Here is a 19,617-nt window from a genome sequence, read left to right on the forward strand (position 1 = left end):
TCTTTCATTGCAAAATTTTTCTTACGGTGTCTTGTTGATCTTAATAGTATCCGCCGTATTTATTTCCATAATACCCGCCATACTTCTTGCCGTAGTAGCTTCCTGTATGTACATCCACTTTGTTGAGAACAACACCAAGGAGATTGCTGTTGGCTGCCTTAAGCTGTCCAACTACACCCTTTGCCTCTGCTCTTGATGAATTATCTGCCGCCAGTACGAGAATAGATCCATCACATACCTGGGCAATTACCGCAGCGTCGATCACGCTTCCAAGAGGCGGTGTATCAATTATGATATAGTCAAATGTATTCTTCAGACCTGTGAGCAGTTTCTGAAGTCTCTCATTTCCAAGAAGCTCTGTTGGATTGCTGGGGAAAATTCCGGTTGGAAGCAGAAAAAGATTTCTCTTATTCGTTCCGTATACCACATCCCCTAATTCATTCTGACCGGAAAGGTAATGGCTGAGTCCTTTAAGGGCTCCCTCAACTCTCAAACGGTGAACCAGTACGGATTTTCTCATATCCGCGTCAATAAGCAGCGTGTTTCTGCCGCTTTCTGCCAAAGCCAGAGCCAGATTATAGGCAACTGTACTTTTTCCATCGTTGGGCGTACAGCTTGTGACCGCAATAACCCGGTTCTCCACACCTGTAAATTCCAGGTTGGTTCTCAAGGTACGGTAAACTTCTCGTTCCCGGCTTGATAATGAAATTTCTCCTTTGATCTCTAACTTATCCACTTATGTATTCTCCTCTGATAATTCTTGACGGATTTATTGTGCTGATTTCTTCCCGATATGTCTTACCGATTTTCTTATCTATATAAGAAAGGCAGTCTCTCATCTCCGGACGTCTGTGTGCCGCTCCATGGGCATCTGTGCCCAGTACGTGAACGAGTCCGTGCCTCATTAATTTCAATAAATACCATCTTGTGCTCCAGCCTGCTTTGCCCATGACACTGGAAACATTGACCTGCATGCAGGCACCCATTCCAACCAGCTCTGCAACCTGATCTTCCTTCTTCATCCCCTGATACCGCTCTATATGAGCAATCACAGGCATATAGCCGGCATACTGCAGGTGCTGCACAGCGTGCCGTATATAACGAAATTCCGCGTAAACGGGAAATTCCACCAAAACATATTTTGTTTCATTCAGAGTCAGTGCATCGCCCCTGTCAAGGGCATCCACCACATCTTCACTGTAAAACAATTCATTTCCCAGATATATCCTGGACTTTGGATTCATTTCCTTGGCATATTTGCAGGTACGCAGATAAGCTCCCATCCTTTTCTCCAGAACGGATGCATCCATGTCACAGTTAAAATGAGGCGTGGCAATGATCTCATCGATACCGTCTTTAAATGCCATTCGCAGCATCTTGCGTGTCTCATCCGCATTCTTTGCTCCGTCATCTACACCGGGCAAAATGTGGCAGTGTGTGTCTATTATCAATAATCTTACCCACCTTTACCATAAATTCACCCACCATTATAAAGGAAAGTGCTCTGTTTGTCTACTGGATATTTACCTTTAAAGTGGCAGTATTTGACTGATTTCCATCGCTGTCAATAACATAATAGACAACTTCATAACTTCCGGGTGTATTTGTATCCACAGAATTCTGCAGTTGTATCTGTCTGAAAAGAGTGCTTCTGTCGTCTTTATCATCGGTGATATCCTGAATATATGTACTGTAATCAAACTTGCTTCCCACAGGCAGAGTCACCTCATATTGGTTCAGCCTGAACTGGGGGCTTCCTGGCGGAAGCTGTGCAATTGCCGCTTCCGTTGCTTCTGCACCCCCTGTTGTGTCCTGTGCAGGCTGCTCTGCAGCGGCCGGGTCAACAGGCGCATCTGCCGGAACATCCGCAGGCGCCTCACCCTCACCTTCCGGAGCCGGGGCTTCTGCCCCTGCTTCTCCGTTTTCAGGATTTGCGTCTGTACCTTCTGGTGTCTGACCATCCTCTGCCGGAGCCGGCTCACCGGACGCCTGATAATTTACCAGAATTTTCTTTTTTGCAACATTGCGGCTGTTATCCATGGCCGTATAAGTCACTTCAGCCTGGGTTCCATCAGAAGTTGGTTTAACCGATTCCACCATAAGTGTATCTGAAACATCTCCATCCTTGTCATCAACCGCAGTCACACCTTCCAGGAGCAGCTTTTTATCCTGTCCCGCCACATAGGTCAGCGTATTCTCTGCGGGAACTTTTATCTCCGGTGCTGTCTTGTCCCGATCAAGTACCAGAAATACGGTACCTGCCGTAATTCCGATGCATACTATAATTGCTGCAGCAATTAATCCTTTTTTCATCTTCTTTCCATTCCTCTCGTATATATTTAAAATAAGAAAGTGTTGCTGTCATGCAGCTGTTCAATATTTTCACAGCTACGGACAAAAATCCGTACAAAATCACTTTTGGAAATAGAATTTTTGTCTGCTGCTCAATGCTTGTTGTCAGCGAATAATTGTGTGGATCCACTGAGCAGTGATACCATAATTTCTATTCTTTCCCATTTCAAACAACATTATTATATTAACATTACACAAATCATTAATCAATTACTTTTTTTAATTCTTTAGGATTGGCAATGAAATGAATATAATCAAGAAGTTCCTTCCTATTAAAAACAGCAAGATGATCTGCCGCCTCCGGAGGCATAAGGAGGTAAGACTTTAATTCCTCAAGGATTTCTGATATATCTGAATAACATACCTCTTCAATACCGGGATTCTGTACATTCGTATCCAACTGAACAGGCAGCCTGTAATGGACCACCAGCCAGGTATTCATGCGGGTGTAGTCGCCATAGTAATAGTCTTCAGAAAAAAAGTCCGTTACTTTTATTTTTTTCTTTGTCTTTTGGATCTCTGCCCAGACAATATTATCTTTCTTGGAGGTTTCTCTTCCACTGCTGTCCGTATAGCGGACGATACGGGGCATATATTCGGTGAAAAAACGGTAGTCTGTGTATAGATGAAAGAGATAGCCCTGGACACTAGGGTCTGATAGAAGTCCCTGATATTTATCGAGAAACTTTTGCAGTATGGGATATTGAACAATTTCCTGTAGTGTGTCAGGACTTCGGAAATGAGAATGGAATTTGTCTTTTACAGTGTCGGGAAGTAAATTACCGACCAGGAAGGCGTTTTTGGCTTTTGGTTGGTTTAGGGGGTGGGAAAATGGCAGCGAATTCAGGAAGAAATTCGCTGCGGTTAGGTGGATGATGTAGCCGGGCATGGGTTTTATTACCTCACTTATAAGCTTATTGACTTGTTGTTTTCATTTGAAATAAATTTTACGGCAGAAGGTTTTATCTGTTATGATCTGCAGATATCTGTTACTTTTGCCAGCACTGCCCATACATATGGCGCACCGTACATGTTCAGCGCCTTAGGGCCGGTGATTTTATCGGGGTTGCTTTTTATTTTTTTATATGCGTTTTCAAAGGTACTTCTGGTGATCGAGCGTTCCCTGCGGTCGGTGAACATTTCGCCGCCTTTGATGGTGTAGGTAAAGGGGAGTAATTTCTTTGTGTAGAAGGTTTCTCCTTGGTGGGATGTGATTATCTTCCATAGATTATCAAGGGTCGCTGTTTCCGTTGAGCTGCTCATGAGTGAATCCTTTCTTAATTAGAATTTATTTAGTGGGGTGCGGACATTTTTCAAATGTGTGAAGAAAAGTCTGTAAATACAGATCTTCTATGATAAGTGTGGAGCTGGTAAGCTATGAACTAGTTTCCAGCTCTTATTTTATATATACTTCAAGTATGGTTGTATGTCAATAGGAGAGGGTATGAAGAAAAGTCTGTAAATAGGATTCTTCTATGATAAGACTTGGTGGAATGCTTAGAAATTAGGTATTCCACCTTTGTTTTATATATACCATCCAGAGGATGGCATGTCAATAGCAGGCGGCTTTTCCGCCTGTTTTAACCAAACTGTTTTTTATTCTGGAAGCCGTCCCTCATACATAATACTCAGTTCACCGTAGACCTGGCCCCAGTTCCGGATGGTGGTAGTCCACCTTTTTGTTGCTTCAAAAGTGGCTAGATACAGGGCTTTCAGCAGCGCTGTATCGCTCGGAAATACACTTCTCTGCTGGTTTAATTTCCGATACGTGGAATTCAGGGATTCTATGGCATTGGTCGTGTATATGACCTTCCGGACATCTGCTGAAAACTTGAAGATCGGAGAAATAGAATCCCAGTTATCCTTCCAGCGTTTCATGGAATTCGGATATTTTGGTGTCCATTTCTCTGTTACCCTCTCAAGGGCTGCCAGAGCTTTCTTTTCGTCTGGCGCCTGATAGATTGTCTTCAGATCCGTTGCAAAAGCCTTCCTGTCTTTATCCGGAACATATTTCAGGGTATTTCTTACTTGATGGACAATACAGCGTTGATATTCTGTTTTGGGGAAGGCAGCCGCGATGGCTTCTTTGATCCCGGCCAGACCGTCGGCACAAAGGATCAGGATGTCTTTTACACCCCGGTTTTTTAATTCATTCAGAACAGAAAGCCAATATTTAGAGCTTTCATTATCTCCAACCTGAATGGTAAGGACTTCCTTTTTTCCTTCCGTATTGATCCCCAGGATCACATATGCCGCTAGTTTGCGGATCACCCCGTTATCCCGGACAGAATAGTGGATCGCATCGATAAAAAGGATCGGATATACTTCATCTAAGGGACGGTTCTGCCAGTCTTCGATCTGAGGAAGGATCTTATCTGTTACATCAGAAATAAATCCTTCCGAAGTTTCAAAGCCGTAAATATCTTCGATCGTTTCAGAAATCTGTCGGGTGGTCATCCCTTTGGCGTACATAGAAATGATCTTCTGATCAATATCTGAAATATCTTTCTGGCGTTTTTTTACGACCTGAGGCTGAAAAGTGGATTTGCGATCCTGAGGGACCTCAATCTCCATGGTACCATAACTGCTGTTTACGCGTTTGCGTTTGTAGCCATTTCGGTAATCCTCGTTATCAGAGCGTTCAGATTTTTCATATCCCAGATGATCCTCCATTTCTGCTTCCAACATTTCTTTGATTGTTCCACCCAGAAGATCTTTCAGAGCATCCTGAATATCTTCAGCTGTCTGAATATCGTATTCTTCCAGGAGCTGATGGATAATGTTACGTTTTCCTTCGTAAGCGCCAAATATTCCTGCGGATTTTCTATTTTCCTGGTTTCCTCTATAATTGTAGATGAAAGATATTTAGACTATTTCACTACAATTACGGAGGATAGGTTATGACAACTACTCGCAAAGCCCGTGTTCCGATGGCGGAACAGATCCGGCTTATCAATGAATGCCGCCAAAGCGGCATGACAGATGCTGACTGGTGTCGTGAAAACGATATCGCAGTAAGCACTTTTTATAACTGGGTCAGCCGCTGCAGAAAAGCAGCAGCGGATCAGATCCCGGCACCGAATTATGGTCATTGTGGGATCGCGCATTCAAAACAGGATGTGGTTCCCATTGACATTGTTTCGGATCACCTTCCAGAACAGCATATAGCATCGCAGATGCACCAAACGAACCTTGACAATTCACATACGATTGAAGTGTCCATGAATAATGTAACAATCCGCATCAGCAATGATGCCGATCCTGCCCTGCTCACCAGGACACTCCGCCTGATCCGGGAGACCTCATGTTAGGTGATATCTCCGGCCTCGAAAAAATCTACATTGTCTGCGGCTATACCGATATGCGCAAATCGATCGATGGTCTCTGTGCCATTATCGAAGACCAGCTTAAGATGGATCCGACATCCAGTGCGCTCTTCCTGTTCTGTGGAAGAAGACGGGACAGGATCAAAGCTCTGTTCCATGAACCGGATGGTTTTGTCCTGGTCTATAAACGGTTGTCTATCCGGGGCGGGTATCAATGGCCAAGGAAGCAGTCGGAAGTCCGGAATCTTTCCTGGAGGGAGTTCGACTGGCTAATGTCAGGAATTGATATCGACCAGCCAAAAGCACTCAAAGCAGAGTAAAAAAGCATCTGGATCCTGGTAAAAATCCTGCACAGAAAAATGTCAGGTTTCCTTATAAATTCAGCGTTTTTCAGTACTTGTTTTCCTTTAGGAATGGCTGTGTTTCTGGTATAATAAAGGTGTTAAATTCAAGGAGAAAACGATGGCTTCCAGTGCAAAAGACATCCAGCTGCGAGAGCTGAAGGATACCATAACACAACTGAAAACAATGATCTCTGAGCAGACGGAATTGATCAGATCTCTCCGTCTTGTTATTGATGAAAAAACCAGCCATGAAAAAGCCCTTCAGGAACAGGTGGACTATCTTACCAAAAAGCTTTTCGGTTCTTCCAGCGAAAGAAGGACCGATGACATTCCGGGACAACAGCACCTTTTTGATGAAGCGGAAGTGGAACAAGATCTTTCCCTGTTGGAAGAAGAGACTGTGATCCGGGAGCATACCCGCAAGAAGAAATCAACCCATGAGGATCTTTTTAAAGGCCTGAAGGTTGAAAAAGTAGTCATTCCTCTTCCGGAAGAAGATCAGGTCTGCCCGGTCTGTGGTACGCAGATGGTTCTGATCGGTGAAGAGTATGTCCGCCGTGAGCTGGAATTCATTCCGGCAACATGTAAAGTGATCGAATACTACAGCCAGAGTTATGGATGTCCGTGCTGTAAGGAAGGATTGGGAGACACAGAAAAACCTGTGATCGTAAAGTCTCAGGTTCCGCAGGCCCTGGTAGGAAAAGGCCCAGCGACCGCATCCACCGTTGCATGGACGATGTATCAGAAATACGCCAATGGACTTCCCCTTTACCGTCAGGAGAAAGACTGGAGACAGTATGGTGCCCAGTTCAGCAGGACGACACTGGCCAACTGGATTATCTATTGCTCCAGGAATTACTTTCAGCCAATGTATGATTACTTCCACAGGGAACTGCTGAAGCGCAGTTTTGCAATGGCAGATGAGACTAGAGTCCAGGTATTGAAGGAAGAAGATCGCCGGGCACAGACGCAATCCTTCATGTGGCTGTTCCGCAGCGGCGAAGATGGTCTTTCCGCCATTATCTTATATGGCTATTCTCCAACCAGGAGTGGCAGCTATGCAAAGGAGTTTCTGGAAGGCTATCACGGATATCTGGAAACGGATGGTTACCAGGGCTACAACAGCCTGCCGGATATCAAACGATGTTCCTGTTGGGCACACATCCGCCGGTACTTTATCGACGCCGTTCCCAAAGGGAAACAGTATGATTACAGCCAGCCAGCAGTACAGGGAGTCCAGTACTGTAACCGCCTGTTTGCCATAGAAGATTCCATTAACAAAAAATATCCCGGTGATTATGAAAAACGTAAGCAGCTGCGTCTCGAGAAGGAAAAACCTGTTCTGGAGGCTTTCTGGTCGTGGATTGAGCAGCAAAAGCCAGTCCGAAATACCCGCATGGATAAAGCGGTGAATTATGTCCTTAACCGGCGGGAAACAGCGGAGACCTATCTGGAGGATGGTCGCTGTAGTTTCACAAACAATCTCAGCGAGAACGCGATCCGTCCGTTTGCAGTTGGCCGTAAAAACTGGCTGTTCAGTGATTCTGTAGAAGGAGCCAATGCCAGTGCTGTAGTCTATACAATGGTTGAAATGGCAAAGGCACACGCCCTGAACATTTACGAATATCTGAAATTTCTACTGGATCATCGTCCAACGAAGGAGATGACTGATGCTCAGCTCGCAGAGCTTGCACCCTGGAGTGAAAAACTCCAATCTATCAAAAATCGCATGTGAATTATAGTGAATTACTCCAACTCGCAAAGGGCTGGGGTAATTTTATATCTGACCGCATTATTATTTGGCGGTTACTTTCCTTCTGTCATTTGTACCCGATGTACAGGTTTCTTCTCTCTTGCCATAATAAAAGGCCCTCCTATGATTATTTTGATTTTATCATAGAAGAACCCTTCAATCACATATTTACAGAAAAAGTTTCACACTCCCCAATAGGAGGCGAGATATTCCCGCCTCTCAATAGACAGTATTTTTTATTCCGGCAGCCGATCTGGATACATGATACTTAGTTCTCCATAGACCTGTCCCCAGTTCTGAATGGTCATCGTCCATTTCTTCGTTGCCTCAAATGTTGAAAGATACAGGGCCTTGAACAGTACCGTATCGCTTGGAAATACACTTCTTTGACGGTTCCGTTTGCGATAGACGGCATTCAGGCTCTCAATGGCATCTGTCGTATAAATGACATTTCTGACCTGTGAGGAAAACTTGGAGATAGGCGAGATGGCATCCCAGTTATCTTCCCAACGCTTCATAGCGTTCGGATATTTTGGGGTCCAATTTTCTGTGACATCCCTCAGTGCTTCAAGGGCTTTCTTTTCATCTGGCGCATGATAGATGTTCTTCAAATCTGTGGCAAAGGCTTTCCTGTCTTTATCCGGAACATATTTCGGTGTGTTTCGTACCTGGTGAACGATGTAGCGCTAATATTCTGTTTTAGGAAATGCGGCCGCAATCGCCTTCTTAATCACGCTTAGACCATCCGTACAGATGATGAGGATATCCTTTACCCTGCGATTTTTCAGTTCATTCTGCACAGAGAACCAGTATTCTGAACTCTCATTGTCACCGACATGGATCGCTAGAACCACCTTTTTACCCTCTGTATTAATCCCAAGGATGACATATACAACCAGCTTTCGTATGCCACCATTATCCCACACGGAATAATGAATGGCATCAATGTAGAGGATCGGATATACTTCATCCAGTGGATAATTCTGCCAATCCTCAATCTGAGGTAAGATCTTATCTGAGACATCGGAAATAAAGCCTTCTGATGCCTTGAATCCGTAGATATCCTCCATTGTCTCAGATATTTGACGGGTGGTCATGCCTTTTGCATACATGGAAATAATCTTCTGATCAATATCCGAAATATCCTTCTGGCATTTCTTTACAACTCTTAGGTTCAAAAGTAGACTTCCGATCTTGAGAGGTATCAATGTCCATGCACCCATAACTGCTGTTAACACGTTTTGATTTGTAACCATTACGATAGTTATCGCTGTTGGAACGTTCTGACTTCCCATAGCCCAGGTGGTCATCCATTTCCGCTTCCATCATTTCTTTGAGGGTTCCACCAAGCAGATCTTTGAGGGCATCCTGAATGTCTTCTGCACTCTGGATATCATATTCTTCCAAGAGCTGGTAGATAATGTTTCGTTTTCCATTGATCATTTGTACTTTGTGTACTAGTGAGCTGACACATTGATATTTAAATCATCCTCTGTATTCCAAATTACATATCCGGATACAGGGATGTGAGTTTTGTACGGGCATCATTTGTCTTGAATTGTCAGTTTACAACAGCCTGCCCATAGTTGCGTTCGTTTTCCCAAACGGACAATTCTTTCCGAAACTGTTCAACCAAACCCATTCGTCTGGTAAGATACTGGCGTGTCATTACATTTAATCCGATTTCCGCTATATTATGCCAACTGCCATGCTTTGGGCTATAATGTATTTCAAGTCGTTTAATAATCCGACGGGCCTCTTCCAGTGGGAATACTTTATACAGATAGGATGGCTTATGTGTGTTCAGATTGTCCATTACGAGAATAATCTTTTCAGCAACGGGATACATGACATCTGACAGATATTTGATTTCTTCCACCGAATCCTCGGCTGTATGGTGTTCCCGTATGCTCGCATGGTGTGTTCCTCCAAGTGTTTCTATAGAAAGCGAAGATACTGCAGGTTCCATTACGGGCATATTCAGAATCTATCTTTTTGCCATCTCCCGGACGCATGGCCCATGAATCTCGCACTTCACCCAGTAACTGATATGGTTTTTCATTCATACACACAACTGGAACCACAGGATTATAAGGCATCTCGTAAACGTCAAAGACATCTTCCATGCATGCTACGAATTCCGCATCGGATTTGTTTGGCAGACACCAGTATTGTCTGCGGTGAGATCTAAGCCGATTTTTTTAACGTTCTCCGAATGGTCTCATGGCTGATCGGCTCGTCAAATTTGATTTTTGCCTGGTCTTCGAAAAGTCGAATTGTCTATCAGGAATGCCCTTCCGGGGCGGGGCCGCAGGCTATCTCAACAATTTTTGCTTCCATACGTCCACTTACTTTACGACGGGCATTACTGGAGTTGATACTCTGTTTGATTTTAAGGACATCATCCAATCCATCCTGAGCATAAGTTTTGGCAACATTTAATAGGTAGCACGGCTGACGCAAAATAGAGCAATACACTGGTCATAAGTCCGTATGGGCGGATGATTTTCATCTAAAGTCAGAAGGATCCTACAACGATTAACAATCGTCTGGCATGTATCTGCTTTTTGTAAAATACCTTTAAGTTTCTTTACATCAATATCAGATAGTTGAACTGTACTTTTCTTAGGGCGTGCCATTGCGATATCCTCCATAAATACATTTTATCATCGATAACAAGTATATCAAAATGAACTATAGTTCAATTATCAATATGTCAGTACACTAGAGCTACTCTCTTGTTAAAATAAATCCATAACAGTGCCATACTCTGCCCTATAATTATTGAAACATAAATCATGATTATAAATAATAATAAAGGGTTTTCCAAAAATCACTGCGAAACTGTTTCTAAGCATATCCATCATTATTTTCAGCATATATAATACTCGTTTATTATATATTCCAAATTTACAAACAGTGTAAATACCATAACAATTCATAATTAGCGCTATATGCTAAAAGAACAATTTCTATAATTAGCTTAAAATGATTTAGATTTTGCTCACAAAATTTCTTACTTCTCATACTTTATATGAAAGGATGCATGGCAATCTTTAATCATTTTTTCTTTATCTTTGCTTCTATTTCCGGAAATAGCTCATATATTCTTTTATGCTCTTTAATTATCATTGCACTTATATATATATACATTAAAACCCATCGAAAAATCGGATGTTCCAATAAAATATAAAAAATCACAGCCGAAATAATAACATGAGTTAGCGGTCGACCAAACATCTTTAATGGATATAATTGGGGTTCCAATTTTTTTGCATATGAAGCATGCATAATCAATGATACAATATATGCAGTTACAGTAGTAAATGCAGCTGCAACATATCCATATTGAGGAATAAAAATAAAATTCAAAATAATATTTACTGTTGCCGCAACAAAAGTATTTACAGTAATAAACAGTGTCTTCTTATAAAAATGTTCTATATTTACATAGAGTGTATACATAAATATAATATAATTTGCCAACACAATAGGAGGGATTATAACTATACCCTCCCAATATTTATTGCTTGCAAGTATTTTTACCACTTCAGGTGCCACTAGTATTAAACATACCATTGCATATGTCATTAAATTCACATAATCAATTGACAGCTTATTAATATCCGAAATATACTTCTTTGTTGTCACCCTTTCTGTAAACCAAGGAATCCATACCCCCTCTAATGCAGTTGTTATCACCGTAGCAATCATACTAAAGTTGTAAATCAGACTATAAATACCTGTTTGTGAAGCATCTGCTAACATTGTAATCATTGTTCTATCTGACTGTGAAAGGACATTTAAAGCTATTCCGTGAACAATTAACGGAGCAGAAATAGCCAAACCGTATTTGATATATCTGAAATCAACAGCAACTTTACCTTTTCTCATAACCAATACAACGACGATTAAACCAAAAAATAAATTTATCAATGCAGTCGGAATAATTCTTCCTAAATATAAATTCGTTTTGAAAACAAATAAAATTGCGATTATTGAAACTAGCACTGAAATAAGATTTGGTAGTATCATCAACATCGTCCGGAATTTGTATCGATACTGCATCATCAAATAGTGTGAATAATCCTGTATTATTGCCGTAGAAAATGCCTGAATCATACAAAGAGCAATCAGCAGAATACTTATATTAATTTTAAGTAATATTGCACACGCTGATACAATAAATGTCATTCCAATTGAACAAGCAAGTGTAAACAAAACAATTGATGACATGAAGTCATCAATTTCTCCTTTATAATCTACAAACGCCATTCGTACACCCATATGAAGCGCAAACCCCATTATCATAGCCAGAATCCCAATCCATGAATTATAAGTAGTAACAATTCCATAATCTGTTGTAGACAAAATTCGAGTAAAAATCGGAACCGTTAAAAAGGCAATTCCTTTATTGAAAAAATTTCCTATTAAATAATATGTACTTGCTCTTTTATAATTATCCGAATTCATCCAATTTGTCTCCTATCAATTTAATTATCTCCCCATAATCCAAGACTTCTGCCGCCATCAACTATTATATTTTGACCGGTAACAAATTTTGCATCATCTGATACTAAATACGCTACTGCACCTGCAATATCATCAGTTTGTCCACTATGCCCCATGCAATTAATATTCCCCCGTTGTATTTTCATGCCATGATCAAATACTGCTTGACTGACCCAACCAGGTGAAATACTATTTATTGTAATTCCTGCTTTACCAAGTTCAATTGCCAGTGATCTCGTAAAGCCCAGTATCCCTGCCTTAGATGCTGCATAATCAGTCATGCCACATTTTCCTTGCAGCCCAACTATCGAAGCTATGTTAATAATACGAGAAGTATCTGTCCGCTTCATATACTTCAGTGCTTCATGAGTACAGAACATGGTTCCTCGAAGGTTCGTGTTTAGTATCATATTAACAATAGAAAAATCCTGGTCCTCAAATCGCTTTGATAACTCGCGTGCACTTCCTCCAGCATTATTTATTAAAATGTCAATTGCCTCATATTCATTTTTAATTTCTTCAAATGCTTTTATAATGCTACTATCATCTGTAACATCCATAATAATTGGAAATGCTAATCCCCCGTTTTTTTTAATATTATTGATGACCACCTCAGCTTTACTTTTGCTACGTGCACAAACACCAACAATAGCACCTTCCATTGCCAATCTGAAGCAAATTGCGCTTCCAATTGCTCCAGAACCGCCTGTAACAATAGCTATTCTACCATCAAGTTTTTTTACATCCGTAATTTCTAGCACATATGATGTACTCAACCCTATTTCTTTTTTAAGTAATTCCTTGACTCTTTTGGGAATCAGTTTCTTTGCAACATCTTTCAGTTCCATCTTTTCCACTCCTTTTTAATTTCTTCCCAAAATCTTCTTAATTTGTCTTTTCATCGGCTGCGGTAATTTTGACGCAACAGCGGTTAAATTCTTTTCTGTTGCAGGTCTAAAGGAATTTAACACCACATTCATCTGTTTTGTATCAACCTCTTTGTCTGTAAACGCTTCAATGATAATAGGTTGCATAGAATCTGTCTTTATAAATTCCTTCATTGCGATATCGAATGCTTCCTTACTTGAAGCCGCAAAATATCTAAAGCCTCTGCTCTCAGCCCATCCACGAACACTTGTCTTATGTGCAGCTGCAATATGCCTATCAATATTCGGAAAAGTTTTCACTTGTTTATAATAAGAAGAATGGAATAATGCGCCCCCAGAATTATTGTTTACTAATATTCTAACATTTTTACTAATATACCCATTCCAAAGTGCATTCATATCATAGAAAAAGCTCAGATCTCCAATCATAAGAAAAGCAAGCCCTTCATTCAGAGATGCTTGTCCAATGAAAGAAGACATGGATCCGTCTATTCCGCATGTACCGCGATTACAGAACACTTCTATGCTCTCATCAATTGAAAAATAACTTGCAATACGAATGTTATTACTATTTGAAATATGCAGCAAACTATCTTTAGGAATATTGGCAAGCATTTGTTGAACTGAATAAACACTTGAATATTCAATTTTACAAGGTTGATTAGAAAGGTCTATTTTCAAATTCTGTAGACTTGTCCATTTTTGGAAATAGCTATGACTCGATGTGGAATTTGCAAGGCAAGAAAATTTGGAAAAAAAAGTTGATGGTTTACATTCTATAATATCCGTCTGACATCTAAATACATCTGATACAAAACCTTCTTTAGATACATGCCAATGCTTAAAAGCGCCACTTATGCCTAACAACTTTGCTTTCAAAGGCGTTATAGAATTTCCATTCATTGTTATTACTATATCTGGACAAATGTTCTTTAATTCATTGCTGGAAAGCAACGATCCTAATACATATGTATCTAGACAGTATTTTCCCTTCAAATTCGACAAATGATCAACAGATACCATGCAATTGTATTTTTCACAAAAGCTATCAAAGGCAGCTTTTATATCAGGACTTAGTTTTCCATGTTGTCCATAAATTATAAGTATTTTTGCTTGCTTAAGTTCCTCGGATTTTTGCTTCCATTTTGCAACGGAATCCTCTAACATAAGTCTATCAATCTTTACCACATCAGGGAGCTCTGAAATCTCAAATTTAAAGGTTCCCTGTTCGACAGGATAATTATCATCAATAGGGAAATTTATATGTACTGGCCCAGCTTGTCTATGATTCAGCTCCAAAAGTGCCTCATTTACTAATTTAGAACAATACCAAAAATCCTTGCTATCCCTCACGATTGGTAAATTAACAGCCTTCTTACAGACATCTTTATACAACCCCACCTGAGGAATCATCTGGTTCTCCTGTTGATTTAAATAATACGGATGTCTATCAGATGTTAATACAACTAATGGAAGATGCTGATAAAATGCTTCGTTCACTGCTGAAACATAGTTCGCCGTTGCTGTTCCAGACGTACAAATAATTGCAACTGGACGTTTTAGTTTTTCTATCAATCCTAATGCAAAGAAGCTAGCACTTCTTTCATCGACAATGGAATAACAATTGAAGAACTTATCTTCTTCCACAGAAAAGATAAGTGGTATATGCCTTGTCCCCGCCGAAATTACTAAATCACGAATTTCATATTTTTTTAATAATGCAATCAAAATCTGAACATTCTGATGTACGCTATACATATTTAATCCCCCTCTTAATTTTAAATTGACTCTATCATTTCAGTAAGGCAACTCTCATAATTTGAAATTCTCTTCCTCGCTTTTGATAATGGTAATTTCATTTCCTGTGTTATATTTTCATAATTTATTATCATGTCGTCTACTTTATGAATTGCTTCTTGAGTCTTCAAAGCTTGACAATCTATATTTATATTGTAACCTATACTGCCAAAGACTCCCTCAAACTTTCTACTATATGCAATTGGTATTGTTGGAACTCCACTCGAAAACGAGCCTATTGTGGCATGCATTCGAGCCCCTATAAATAAATCCATATGGCATATATAATTTTTAGCCTCAATAGGATTTGTAAATTTGGGTGCCAAAATTGTACCTTTATATTTTTCAAAAAGCTCCTTACAAACCACATAATCATCCTCATACGCACCATCTTCAATAACATGTGCGATCAGATGGATTTGATATGAAGAGTTCACAGAATATCGTTCTATTATATTTGTCATAAGCTGAACATAATCTAATGTTAGTTTAAACTGATTATCTCCGGTATAGCCACCCTTCCATAATAGCCCTGAAATATTTATTCCTAGGTTTATCTTATTATCCACCTTACAAGATACAGCTTCTTTATCAAAAGGTAACCCCATGGCTATATCACTTGCTAACAAAAGGTTCGACTTAGGTGCAATCTTTTTAACATAGTCAAATGATAACTGATCTCGTACAAACACACTAACTGCTCTATTAATTGCCGATATAGCAAACAACTCATTAAATATACTATAAAATGGCCCAATAGTCTGTGGTGCAAGAATTAGCTTACTCTGTTTTTCCACAACATGTTTGCAAAGCGTACCTCTAATATATCGTTTATTTCCATATATATCAGCAAAACTATCACCACCTGTTGCGTCAATGACGAAATCACACTTCTTAACCTCTCGATAAAAATTCCAAAAGATATCTTGATGCCTAATACTTATGGGGCGCACTGTAACAACATCTAATTTTTTACCACAGATTTTTTTGAATAGAGAAACAACCCTTAAAGATGACTCTGGAGTAAAAATTGTATATTTAATATGAACTCCTGTTTTTTGACTAATTCGGTCTAGCATGAGAATATGACAAATACCTAATGCATTAACCCCAAAATTTAAATCAAAGAAATCCATATCGTATAGTCCGACATTTACCTCATTTTTCATTCCTTACTACTCCATTCTTTCAGATTATATCTATAGGCAAATAGCATACAAATTAGCAAATTAAATATTCTAACATTATCAGAAGCACGGACAGAAAATAACATTATAGCGTAGCCCAACAATAGAATGGTCATCAGCTTTGGAAAAGAAATTTCATGTTTTTTCGATTCAAAATACACATTTTTCCTTTTACTATTTGTTTTTACTGAATACAGTATTGTACTTATTATGTTAGAAGTAAATGCTAATAACCCAACTGCTCCATGTATATAATAATTATAAAGATACTCATTTTCAATTGATGTTTTTGTCCAAGTGTAGGCATAATTCCATGTTGACTCTATCGCATGTACCGAATAAGCAAACTTTGAAGACGTACCCATTCCAAATAACTCATGTCCTTTTACCGATTCAGCAACCCAGTTAAACAAATCCAGCCTATTACCTACACCGCTTTGATTCATTCCAAATGATGCGGTGTACAAGGAAGAATAACTGTCGTCAAAAATAGCAAGTATCATATACCAAACATCCCTCAACCGAGAAATAAATGATAGATTTACTGCCAAAGATACCACAACAAAAACTATTAATAGCACAATACCTATAATAATTTTTTTACTAAATCGAATAAATCCTGTATAATATCCTAATATGAATTGCTCAAAAATTAAAATAAGCAATGTAGAACGCGACATTGTTAAGACAGCATTTACTAATACTATAATGTAAATCACTTTAAATAATCTTTTCTTTTTAAAGCTCTCTTCATGTTCTATTAAATAAACCAAAATACCTGCAATAAAGCACAAATAAGCACAATATACAATTGGATGAGAAAAAGATGTTTCTATTCTATATATACCTAACCTTATTTCCTTGTAAAAATTATTTTCTGGAAGCCTAGAGATAATATGAAATATATTCACTCTTGTAATTTCTTCCACTAATCCTGTTATAGCTAGAAAACCTCCTGCATATGCCAATGTCTGTAGAGATTCTTTCAGTAAATTTCTCTTTCTTACTTCTGAATAAAATATCAAGCACACTACCAATTGGGCAATAATATATGCGAATGCATTAGTAATTGAAGTATCAAAGACGGCCTGCATTGAATAAACAACAAGATATATCCAAAAAAAAGCACTAGTTTTTGATAAACTTACAAGTTGTATTTTGGTCCCAAAAGCCCATAAAACAACAAATATCAATGCTACTATGTTTACGAGATTTAATGGTCCAAAAGCAATATACCACGGTGTTATAGGGTATAAGAATATAAAGGCAAGTAATACATAATTGAATTTTATTTTCATGAATCAATTACCTTCCTCTTATTGTATCACAGGATATTCTGGAAACTCTCCATTTGCATCAAGAGCTTTTTTTATAGCTTCCAAATAGCCATATTTAAATTTTTCATCAGGCTCTAAATAGCCGCTCTCTGCCCACTCGTTCCATGCTGTAATAAAAAGCATATCTGAATGATATACATCCCTTGCCCGTTTTACTTGTTTAGTCATATATTTTTCAAACTTTTCTGGTGTAGCACCGTCATAAATCTTTGCTTCTTTTCCGCGTCTAGGTGAATTGTCAAATCCAACAAAAGCACCTGGCACATTTTTATCGCTTGCAGGCTTTCTTTTAAGTGTTGCCTCCCATGCCTTATCGTAACTCAATGGTTTGTTCTTATTAAAAAAATTTTCCCCATAATGCAGTAAATCGAAACCAAAATATTTTCCAACCCAGTTTGATATATTTCTTCTGATAGCTTTTAAATATTTATGTTGGTTTGCAAACATATCATGATAGGCATAAAGTGGCTCAAATTCAATATTCATATTAAAGCGACTGTCATCTTTATCCTTTTTCAAATCAAAATCAATGTTTTGATAAGCAAAGTAGAAACCGTTTTCAAATCCGCTTCCTTTAGCCAGCTTGTTCCAATAATCCAGCATTTGATTCAAACATCCAACAATTTCTGGACGATACATTACAAAAAGAGGTTTTCCATCTACTTTAATATATCTATCATCTTTGAAGAACGGTAACAGATAGTCAAAGTGTTCCTTCCATTCTTTTTCCTCTCCATAGTTTTGTGGAATCAATACCTTTTTCGCATCTCCAACCCATGCCTTTGTCCATGGTTCATTTGCCCAAGAAATACAGAATGGCAAATTAATCTCTTTATTGGCAAGCATTTGTTCCATCGGTTTTTCCAAAAGCATGTGTCCACTAAACCAATAGTGGTAATAGCAGAAACCGTATATTCCATACTTTCTTGCTAAGTCCACCTGCCATTTCTTAACGTTATCATCAAGCAAATTATAATAATTGCTATTTAGTGGCACACGTGGCTGATCATGCCCTTCATAAAGAGGTTTCGATTTCTTTACATTAACCCATTCAGTAAATCCATCCCCCCACCATTCATCATTTTCTGAGATATTATGAAACTGAGGCAAGTAAAAGGCGATAACTTTCATTTTATTATTCCTCTCTTATTTCCATCGATTTGTTTTTTTATAGATAATAGGCATTATTGGCCTAGCATACTTGAACATTAGCAAAGCGATTTTCATTTTATATCTAATATTTGGATCTTGCAAAACAAGCTTCCAATTCTCTTTAAGAAACATTTTACAATCTCTTAATTCCAAATCAAACTCTCCATTTCGTGGTGCATTCATATATATTCTAAAAGCTGCTGCGGTTTGATATGACATTGCAGCCTTCCACAGTCTTTCATTTTTATTTTCCATATAATCCGTTATTTGTGAACAAATAGTCAATATGTCACAATCTCGCTTTGAAAAATCATTTGTTGTTATACTGCCATTCCGATGCATATATCCATACAATTTTGCATCACTATATACAATCTTTTCTGCCTTATCGAAAATTTTATACATTATGGCACTATCCTCAAACAGCATTCCATAGGGAAATAAAATATCATCAAAATATTCCTTTTTAAATATTTTTCCCCAAGCTGCTACCAAGAATGACTTTTGGTATAGCATTTCAACAATTGCATCTTCAGGTTTGAATATTTTCTTCATATTCTCTGGTTCAAACTTAATTTTTCTTCCAGGATAACAATGAATCGGATTACATATTCCTATATCAGAGGAATTTTCAATAATCAAACTATATAAATATTCAACAAAATTTTGACTAACCACATCATCACTATCGATAAACATGATGTAATCGCCATTGGCATGTGTTATCCCCTTATTTCTAGCATCTGCCAAACCACCGTTTTTTTTATGAATAACTCTTACTCGCATATCTTCTTCTGCATAATGATCACACATCTGACCACTATTATCGGTTGCTCCATCATCTACCAATATAACCTCAATTTTTTTGTATGTCTGATTTAGTACACTTTCCATACAAGCGCCTAAATAACATTCCACATTATACACAGGAATTATAATGCTTATTAACTTATTCATTATATTATTCTCC

Annotated in this window: 17 protein-coding genes and 1 pseudogene; 3 read left to right on the plus strand and 15 right to left on the minus strand. The window is 38.7% G+C overall.

Features of this window, described 5'->3' with window-relative positions; genetic code table 11:
- Nucleotides 1-40: 40 nt before the first annotated feature.
- The 6 genes from BLCOC_RS16725 to BLCOC_RS16750 all read right to left on the minus strand — a co-directional run bounded on the left by BLCOC_RS16725 (nt 41) and on the right by BLCOC_RS16750 (nt 5,163).
- The gene (locus BLCOC_RS16725; RefSeq protein ID WP_029468682.1) at nt 41-736 is read right to left on the minus strand and encodes a CpsD/CapB family tyrosine-protein kinase; all 696 of its coding nucleotides are present in this window, start codon (nt 734-736) and stop codon (nt 41-43) included.
- On the minus strand, nt 729-1,451 hold the full coding sequence (locus BLCOC_RS16730) for a CpsB/CapC family capsule biosynthesis tyrosine phosphatase (protein ID WP_029468681.1): 723 nt from the start codon (nt 1,449-1,451) through the stop codon (nt 729-731). The genes BLCOC_RS16725 and BLCOC_RS16730 overlap by 8 nt, the downstream gene beginning before the upstream one ends.
- A 61-nt stretch (nt 1,452-1,512) precedes the next feature.
- Complete coding sequence (locus BLCOC_RS16735) at nt 1,513-2,313, minus strand: immunoglobulin-like domain-containing protein (RefSeq protein ID WP_029468680.1); 801 nt, start codon at nt 2,311-2,313, stop codon at nt 1,513-1,515.
- A gap of 241 nt (nt 2,314-2,554) precedes the next feature.
- Nucleotides 2,555-3,241, minus strand: a complete 687-nt coding sequence (locus BLCOC_RS16740) for a hypothetical protein (RefSeq protein WP_115622822.1) — start codon at nt 3,239-3,241, stop codon at nt 2,555-2,557.
- An 80-nt stretch (nt 3,242-3,321) separates the two neighbouring features.
- Nucleotides 3,322-3,615, minus strand: a complete 294-nt coding sequence (locus BLCOC_RS16745) for a hypothetical protein (RefSeq protein ID WP_115622823.1) — start codon at nt 3,613-3,615, stop codon at nt 3,322-3,324.
- 333 nt (nt 3,616-3,948) lie between these two features.
- Complete coding sequence (locus BLCOC_RS16750; protein ID WP_115622824.1) at nt 3,949-5,163, minus strand: IS256 family transposase; 1,215 nt, start codon at nt 5,161-5,163, stop codon at nt 3,949-3,951.
- A gap of 89 nt (nt 5,164-5,252) precedes the next feature.
- Here BLCOC_RS16750 and tnpA point away from each other — a divergent pair, with 89 nt between their 5' ends.
- The 3 genes from tnpA to tnpC all read left to right on the plus strand — a co-directional run bounded on the left by tnpA (nt 5,253) and on the right by tnpC (nt 7,757).
- Nucleotides 5,253-5,663 (plus strand): IS66 family insertion sequence element accessory protein TnpA, encoded by a 411-nt coding sequence (gene tnpA / locus BLCOC_RS16755; protein WP_227225493.1) that lies wholly within the window; start codon nt 5,253-5,255, stop codon nt 5,661-5,663.
- Entirely contained in the window at nt 5,657-5,998 is a 342-nt protein-coding gene (tnpB, locus tag BLCOC_RS16760) for an IS66 family insertion sequence element accessory protein TnpB (RefSeq protein WP_115622597.1), read from the plus strand. The genes tnpA and tnpB overlap by 7 nt, the downstream gene beginning before the upstream one ends.
- Nucleotides 5,999-6,140: 142 nt before the next feature.
- Nucleotides 6,141-7,757, plus strand: a complete 1,617-nt coding sequence (gene tnpC, locus BLCOC_RS16765; protein ID WP_115622596.1) for an IS66 family transposase — start codon at nt 6,141-6,143, stop codon at nt 7,755-7,757.
- Nucleotides 7,758-8,011: 254 nt separating this feature from the next.
- Here tnpC and BLCOC_RS16770 read toward each other — a convergent pair.
- The 9 genes and pseudogenes from BLCOC_RS16770 to BLCOC_RS16810 all read right to left on the minus strand — a co-directional run bounded on the left by BLCOC_RS16770 (nt 8,012) and on the right by BLCOC_RS16810 (nt 19,604).
- A pseudogene (locus BLCOC_RS16770) lies at nt 8,012-9,218 on the minus strand (IS256 family transposase).
- Nucleotides 9,219-9,336: 118 nt separating this feature from the next.
- Complete coding sequence (locus tag BLCOC_RS16775; RefSeq protein WP_115622825.1) at nt 9,337-9,753, minus strand: transposase; 417 nt, start codon at nt 9,751-9,753, stop codon at nt 9,337-9,339.
- A 1,082-nt stretch (nt 9,754-10,835) separates the two neighbouring features.
- Nucleotides 10,836-12,248, minus strand: coding sequence for a lipopolysaccharide biosynthesis protein (locus BLCOC_RS16780; RefSeq protein ID WP_115622827.1), 1,413 nt, complete (start codon nt 12,246-12,248; stop codon nt 10,836-10,838).
- A 20-nt stretch (nt 12,249-12,268) separates the two neighbouring features.
- A complete protein-coding gene (locus BLCOC_RS16785) occupies nt 12,269-13,135 on the minus strand; it encodes an SDR family NAD(P)-dependent oxidoreductase (protein WP_115622828.1) in 867 nt (288 codons plus the stop codon).
- Nucleotides 13,136-13,150: 15 nt separating this feature from the next.
- Nucleotides 13,151-14,932 (minus strand): 2-succinyl-5-enolpyruvyl-6-hydroxy-3-cyclohexene-1-carboxylic-acid synthase, encoded by a 1,782-nt coding sequence (gene menD / locus BLCOC_RS16790; RefSeq protein WP_115622829.1) that lies wholly within the window; start codon nt 14,930-14,932, stop codon nt 13,151-13,153.
- 20 nt (nt 14,933-14,952) lie between these two features.
- Nucleotides 14,953-16,140 carry a polysaccharide pyruvyl transferase family protein gene (locus tag BLCOC_RS16795; RefSeq protein WP_115622830.1) on the minus strand — a complete coding sequence of 396 codons (1,188 nt, stop codon included), beginning with the start codon at nt 16,138-16,140 and terminating at the stop codon, nt 14,953-14,955.
- Nucleotides 16,137-17,456, minus strand: a complete 1,320-nt coding sequence (locus BLCOC_RS16800; protein ID WP_115622831.1) for an O-antigen ligase family protein — start codon at nt 17,454-17,456, stop codon at nt 16,137-16,139. The genes BLCOC_RS16795 and BLCOC_RS16800 overlap by 4 nt, the downstream gene beginning before the upstream one ends.
- 18 nt (nt 17,457-17,474) lie before the next feature.
- Nucleotides 17,475-18,626 carry a glycosyltransferase WbsX family protein gene (locus tag BLCOC_RS16805; RefSeq protein WP_115622832.1) on the minus strand — a complete coding sequence of 384 codons (1,152 nt, stop codon included), beginning with the start codon at nt 18,624-18,626 and terminating at the stop codon, nt 17,475-17,477.
- A gap of 15 nt (nt 18,627-18,641) precedes the next feature.
- Nucleotides 18,642-19,604: a glycosyltransferase family 2 protein gene (locus BLCOC_RS16810; protein WP_115622833.1), complete on the minus strand. Its 963-nt coding sequence runs from the start codon at nt 19,602-19,604 to the stop codon at nt 18,642-18,644.
- Nucleotides 19,605-19,617: the final 13 nt, after the last annotated feature.

Source organism: Blautia coccoides (assembly GCF_034355335.1).
Lineage (GTDB): Bacteria > Bacillota > Clostridia > Lachnospirales > Lachnospiraceae > Blautia > Blautia producta.

Bases quoted from the DNA above. Each gene is read 5' to 3' on its own strand.
- BLCOC_RS16735 (WP_029468680.1), bottom strand. From the start codon at position 2,313: ATGAAAAAAGGATTAATTGCTGCAGCAATTATAGTATGCATCGGAATT.
- BLCOC_RS16740 (WP_115622822.1), bottom strand. From the start codon at position 3,241: ATGCCCGGCTACATCATCCACCTAACCGCAGCGAATTTCTTCCTGAAT.
- BLCOC_RS16745 (WP_115622823.1), bottom strand. From the start codon at position 3,615: ATGAGCAGCTCAACGGAAACAGCGACCCTTGATAATCTATGGAAGATA.
- tnpA (WP_227225493.1), top strand. From the start codon at position 5,253: ATGACAACTACTCGCAAAGCCCGTGTTCCGATGGCGGAACAGATCCGG.
- tnpB (WP_115622597.1), top strand. From the start codon at position 5,657: ATGTTAGGTGATATCTCCGGCCTCGAAAAAATCTACATTGTCTGCGGC.
- tnpC (WP_115622596.1), top strand. From the start codon at position 6,141: ATGGCTTCCAGTGCAAAAGACATCCAGCTGCGAGAGCTGAAGGATACC.
- BLCOC_RS16775 (WP_115622825.1), bottom strand. From the start codon at position 9,753: ATGCCCGTAATGGAACCTGCAGTATCTTCGCTTTCTATAGAAACACTT.
- BLCOC_RS16780 (WP_115622827.1), bottom strand. From the start codon at position 12,248: ATGAATTCGGATAATTATAAAAGAGCAAGTACATATTATTTAATAGGA.
- BLCOC_RS16785 (WP_115622828.1), bottom strand. From the start codon at position 13,135: ATGGAACTGAAAGATGTTGCAAAGAAACTGATTCCCAAAAGAGTCAAG.
- menD (WP_115622829.1), bottom strand. From the start codon at position 14,932: ATGTATAGCGTACATCAGAATGTTCAGATTTTGATTGCATTATTAAAA.
- BLCOC_RS16795 (WP_115622830.1), bottom strand. From the start codon at position 16,140: ATGAAAAATGAGGTAAATGTCGGACTATACGATATGGATTTCTTTGAT.
- BLCOC_RS16800 (WP_115622831.1), bottom strand. From the start codon at position 17,456: ATGAAAATAAAATTCAATTATGTATTACTTGCCTTTATATTCTTATAC.
- BLCOC_RS16805 (WP_115622832.1), bottom strand. From the start codon at position 18,626: ATGAAAGTTATCGCCTTTTACTTGCCTCAGTTTCATAATATCTCAGAA.
- BLCOC_RS16810 (WP_115622833.1), bottom strand. From the start codon at position 19,604: ATGAATAAGTTAATAAGCATTATAATTCCTGTGTATAATGTGGAATGT.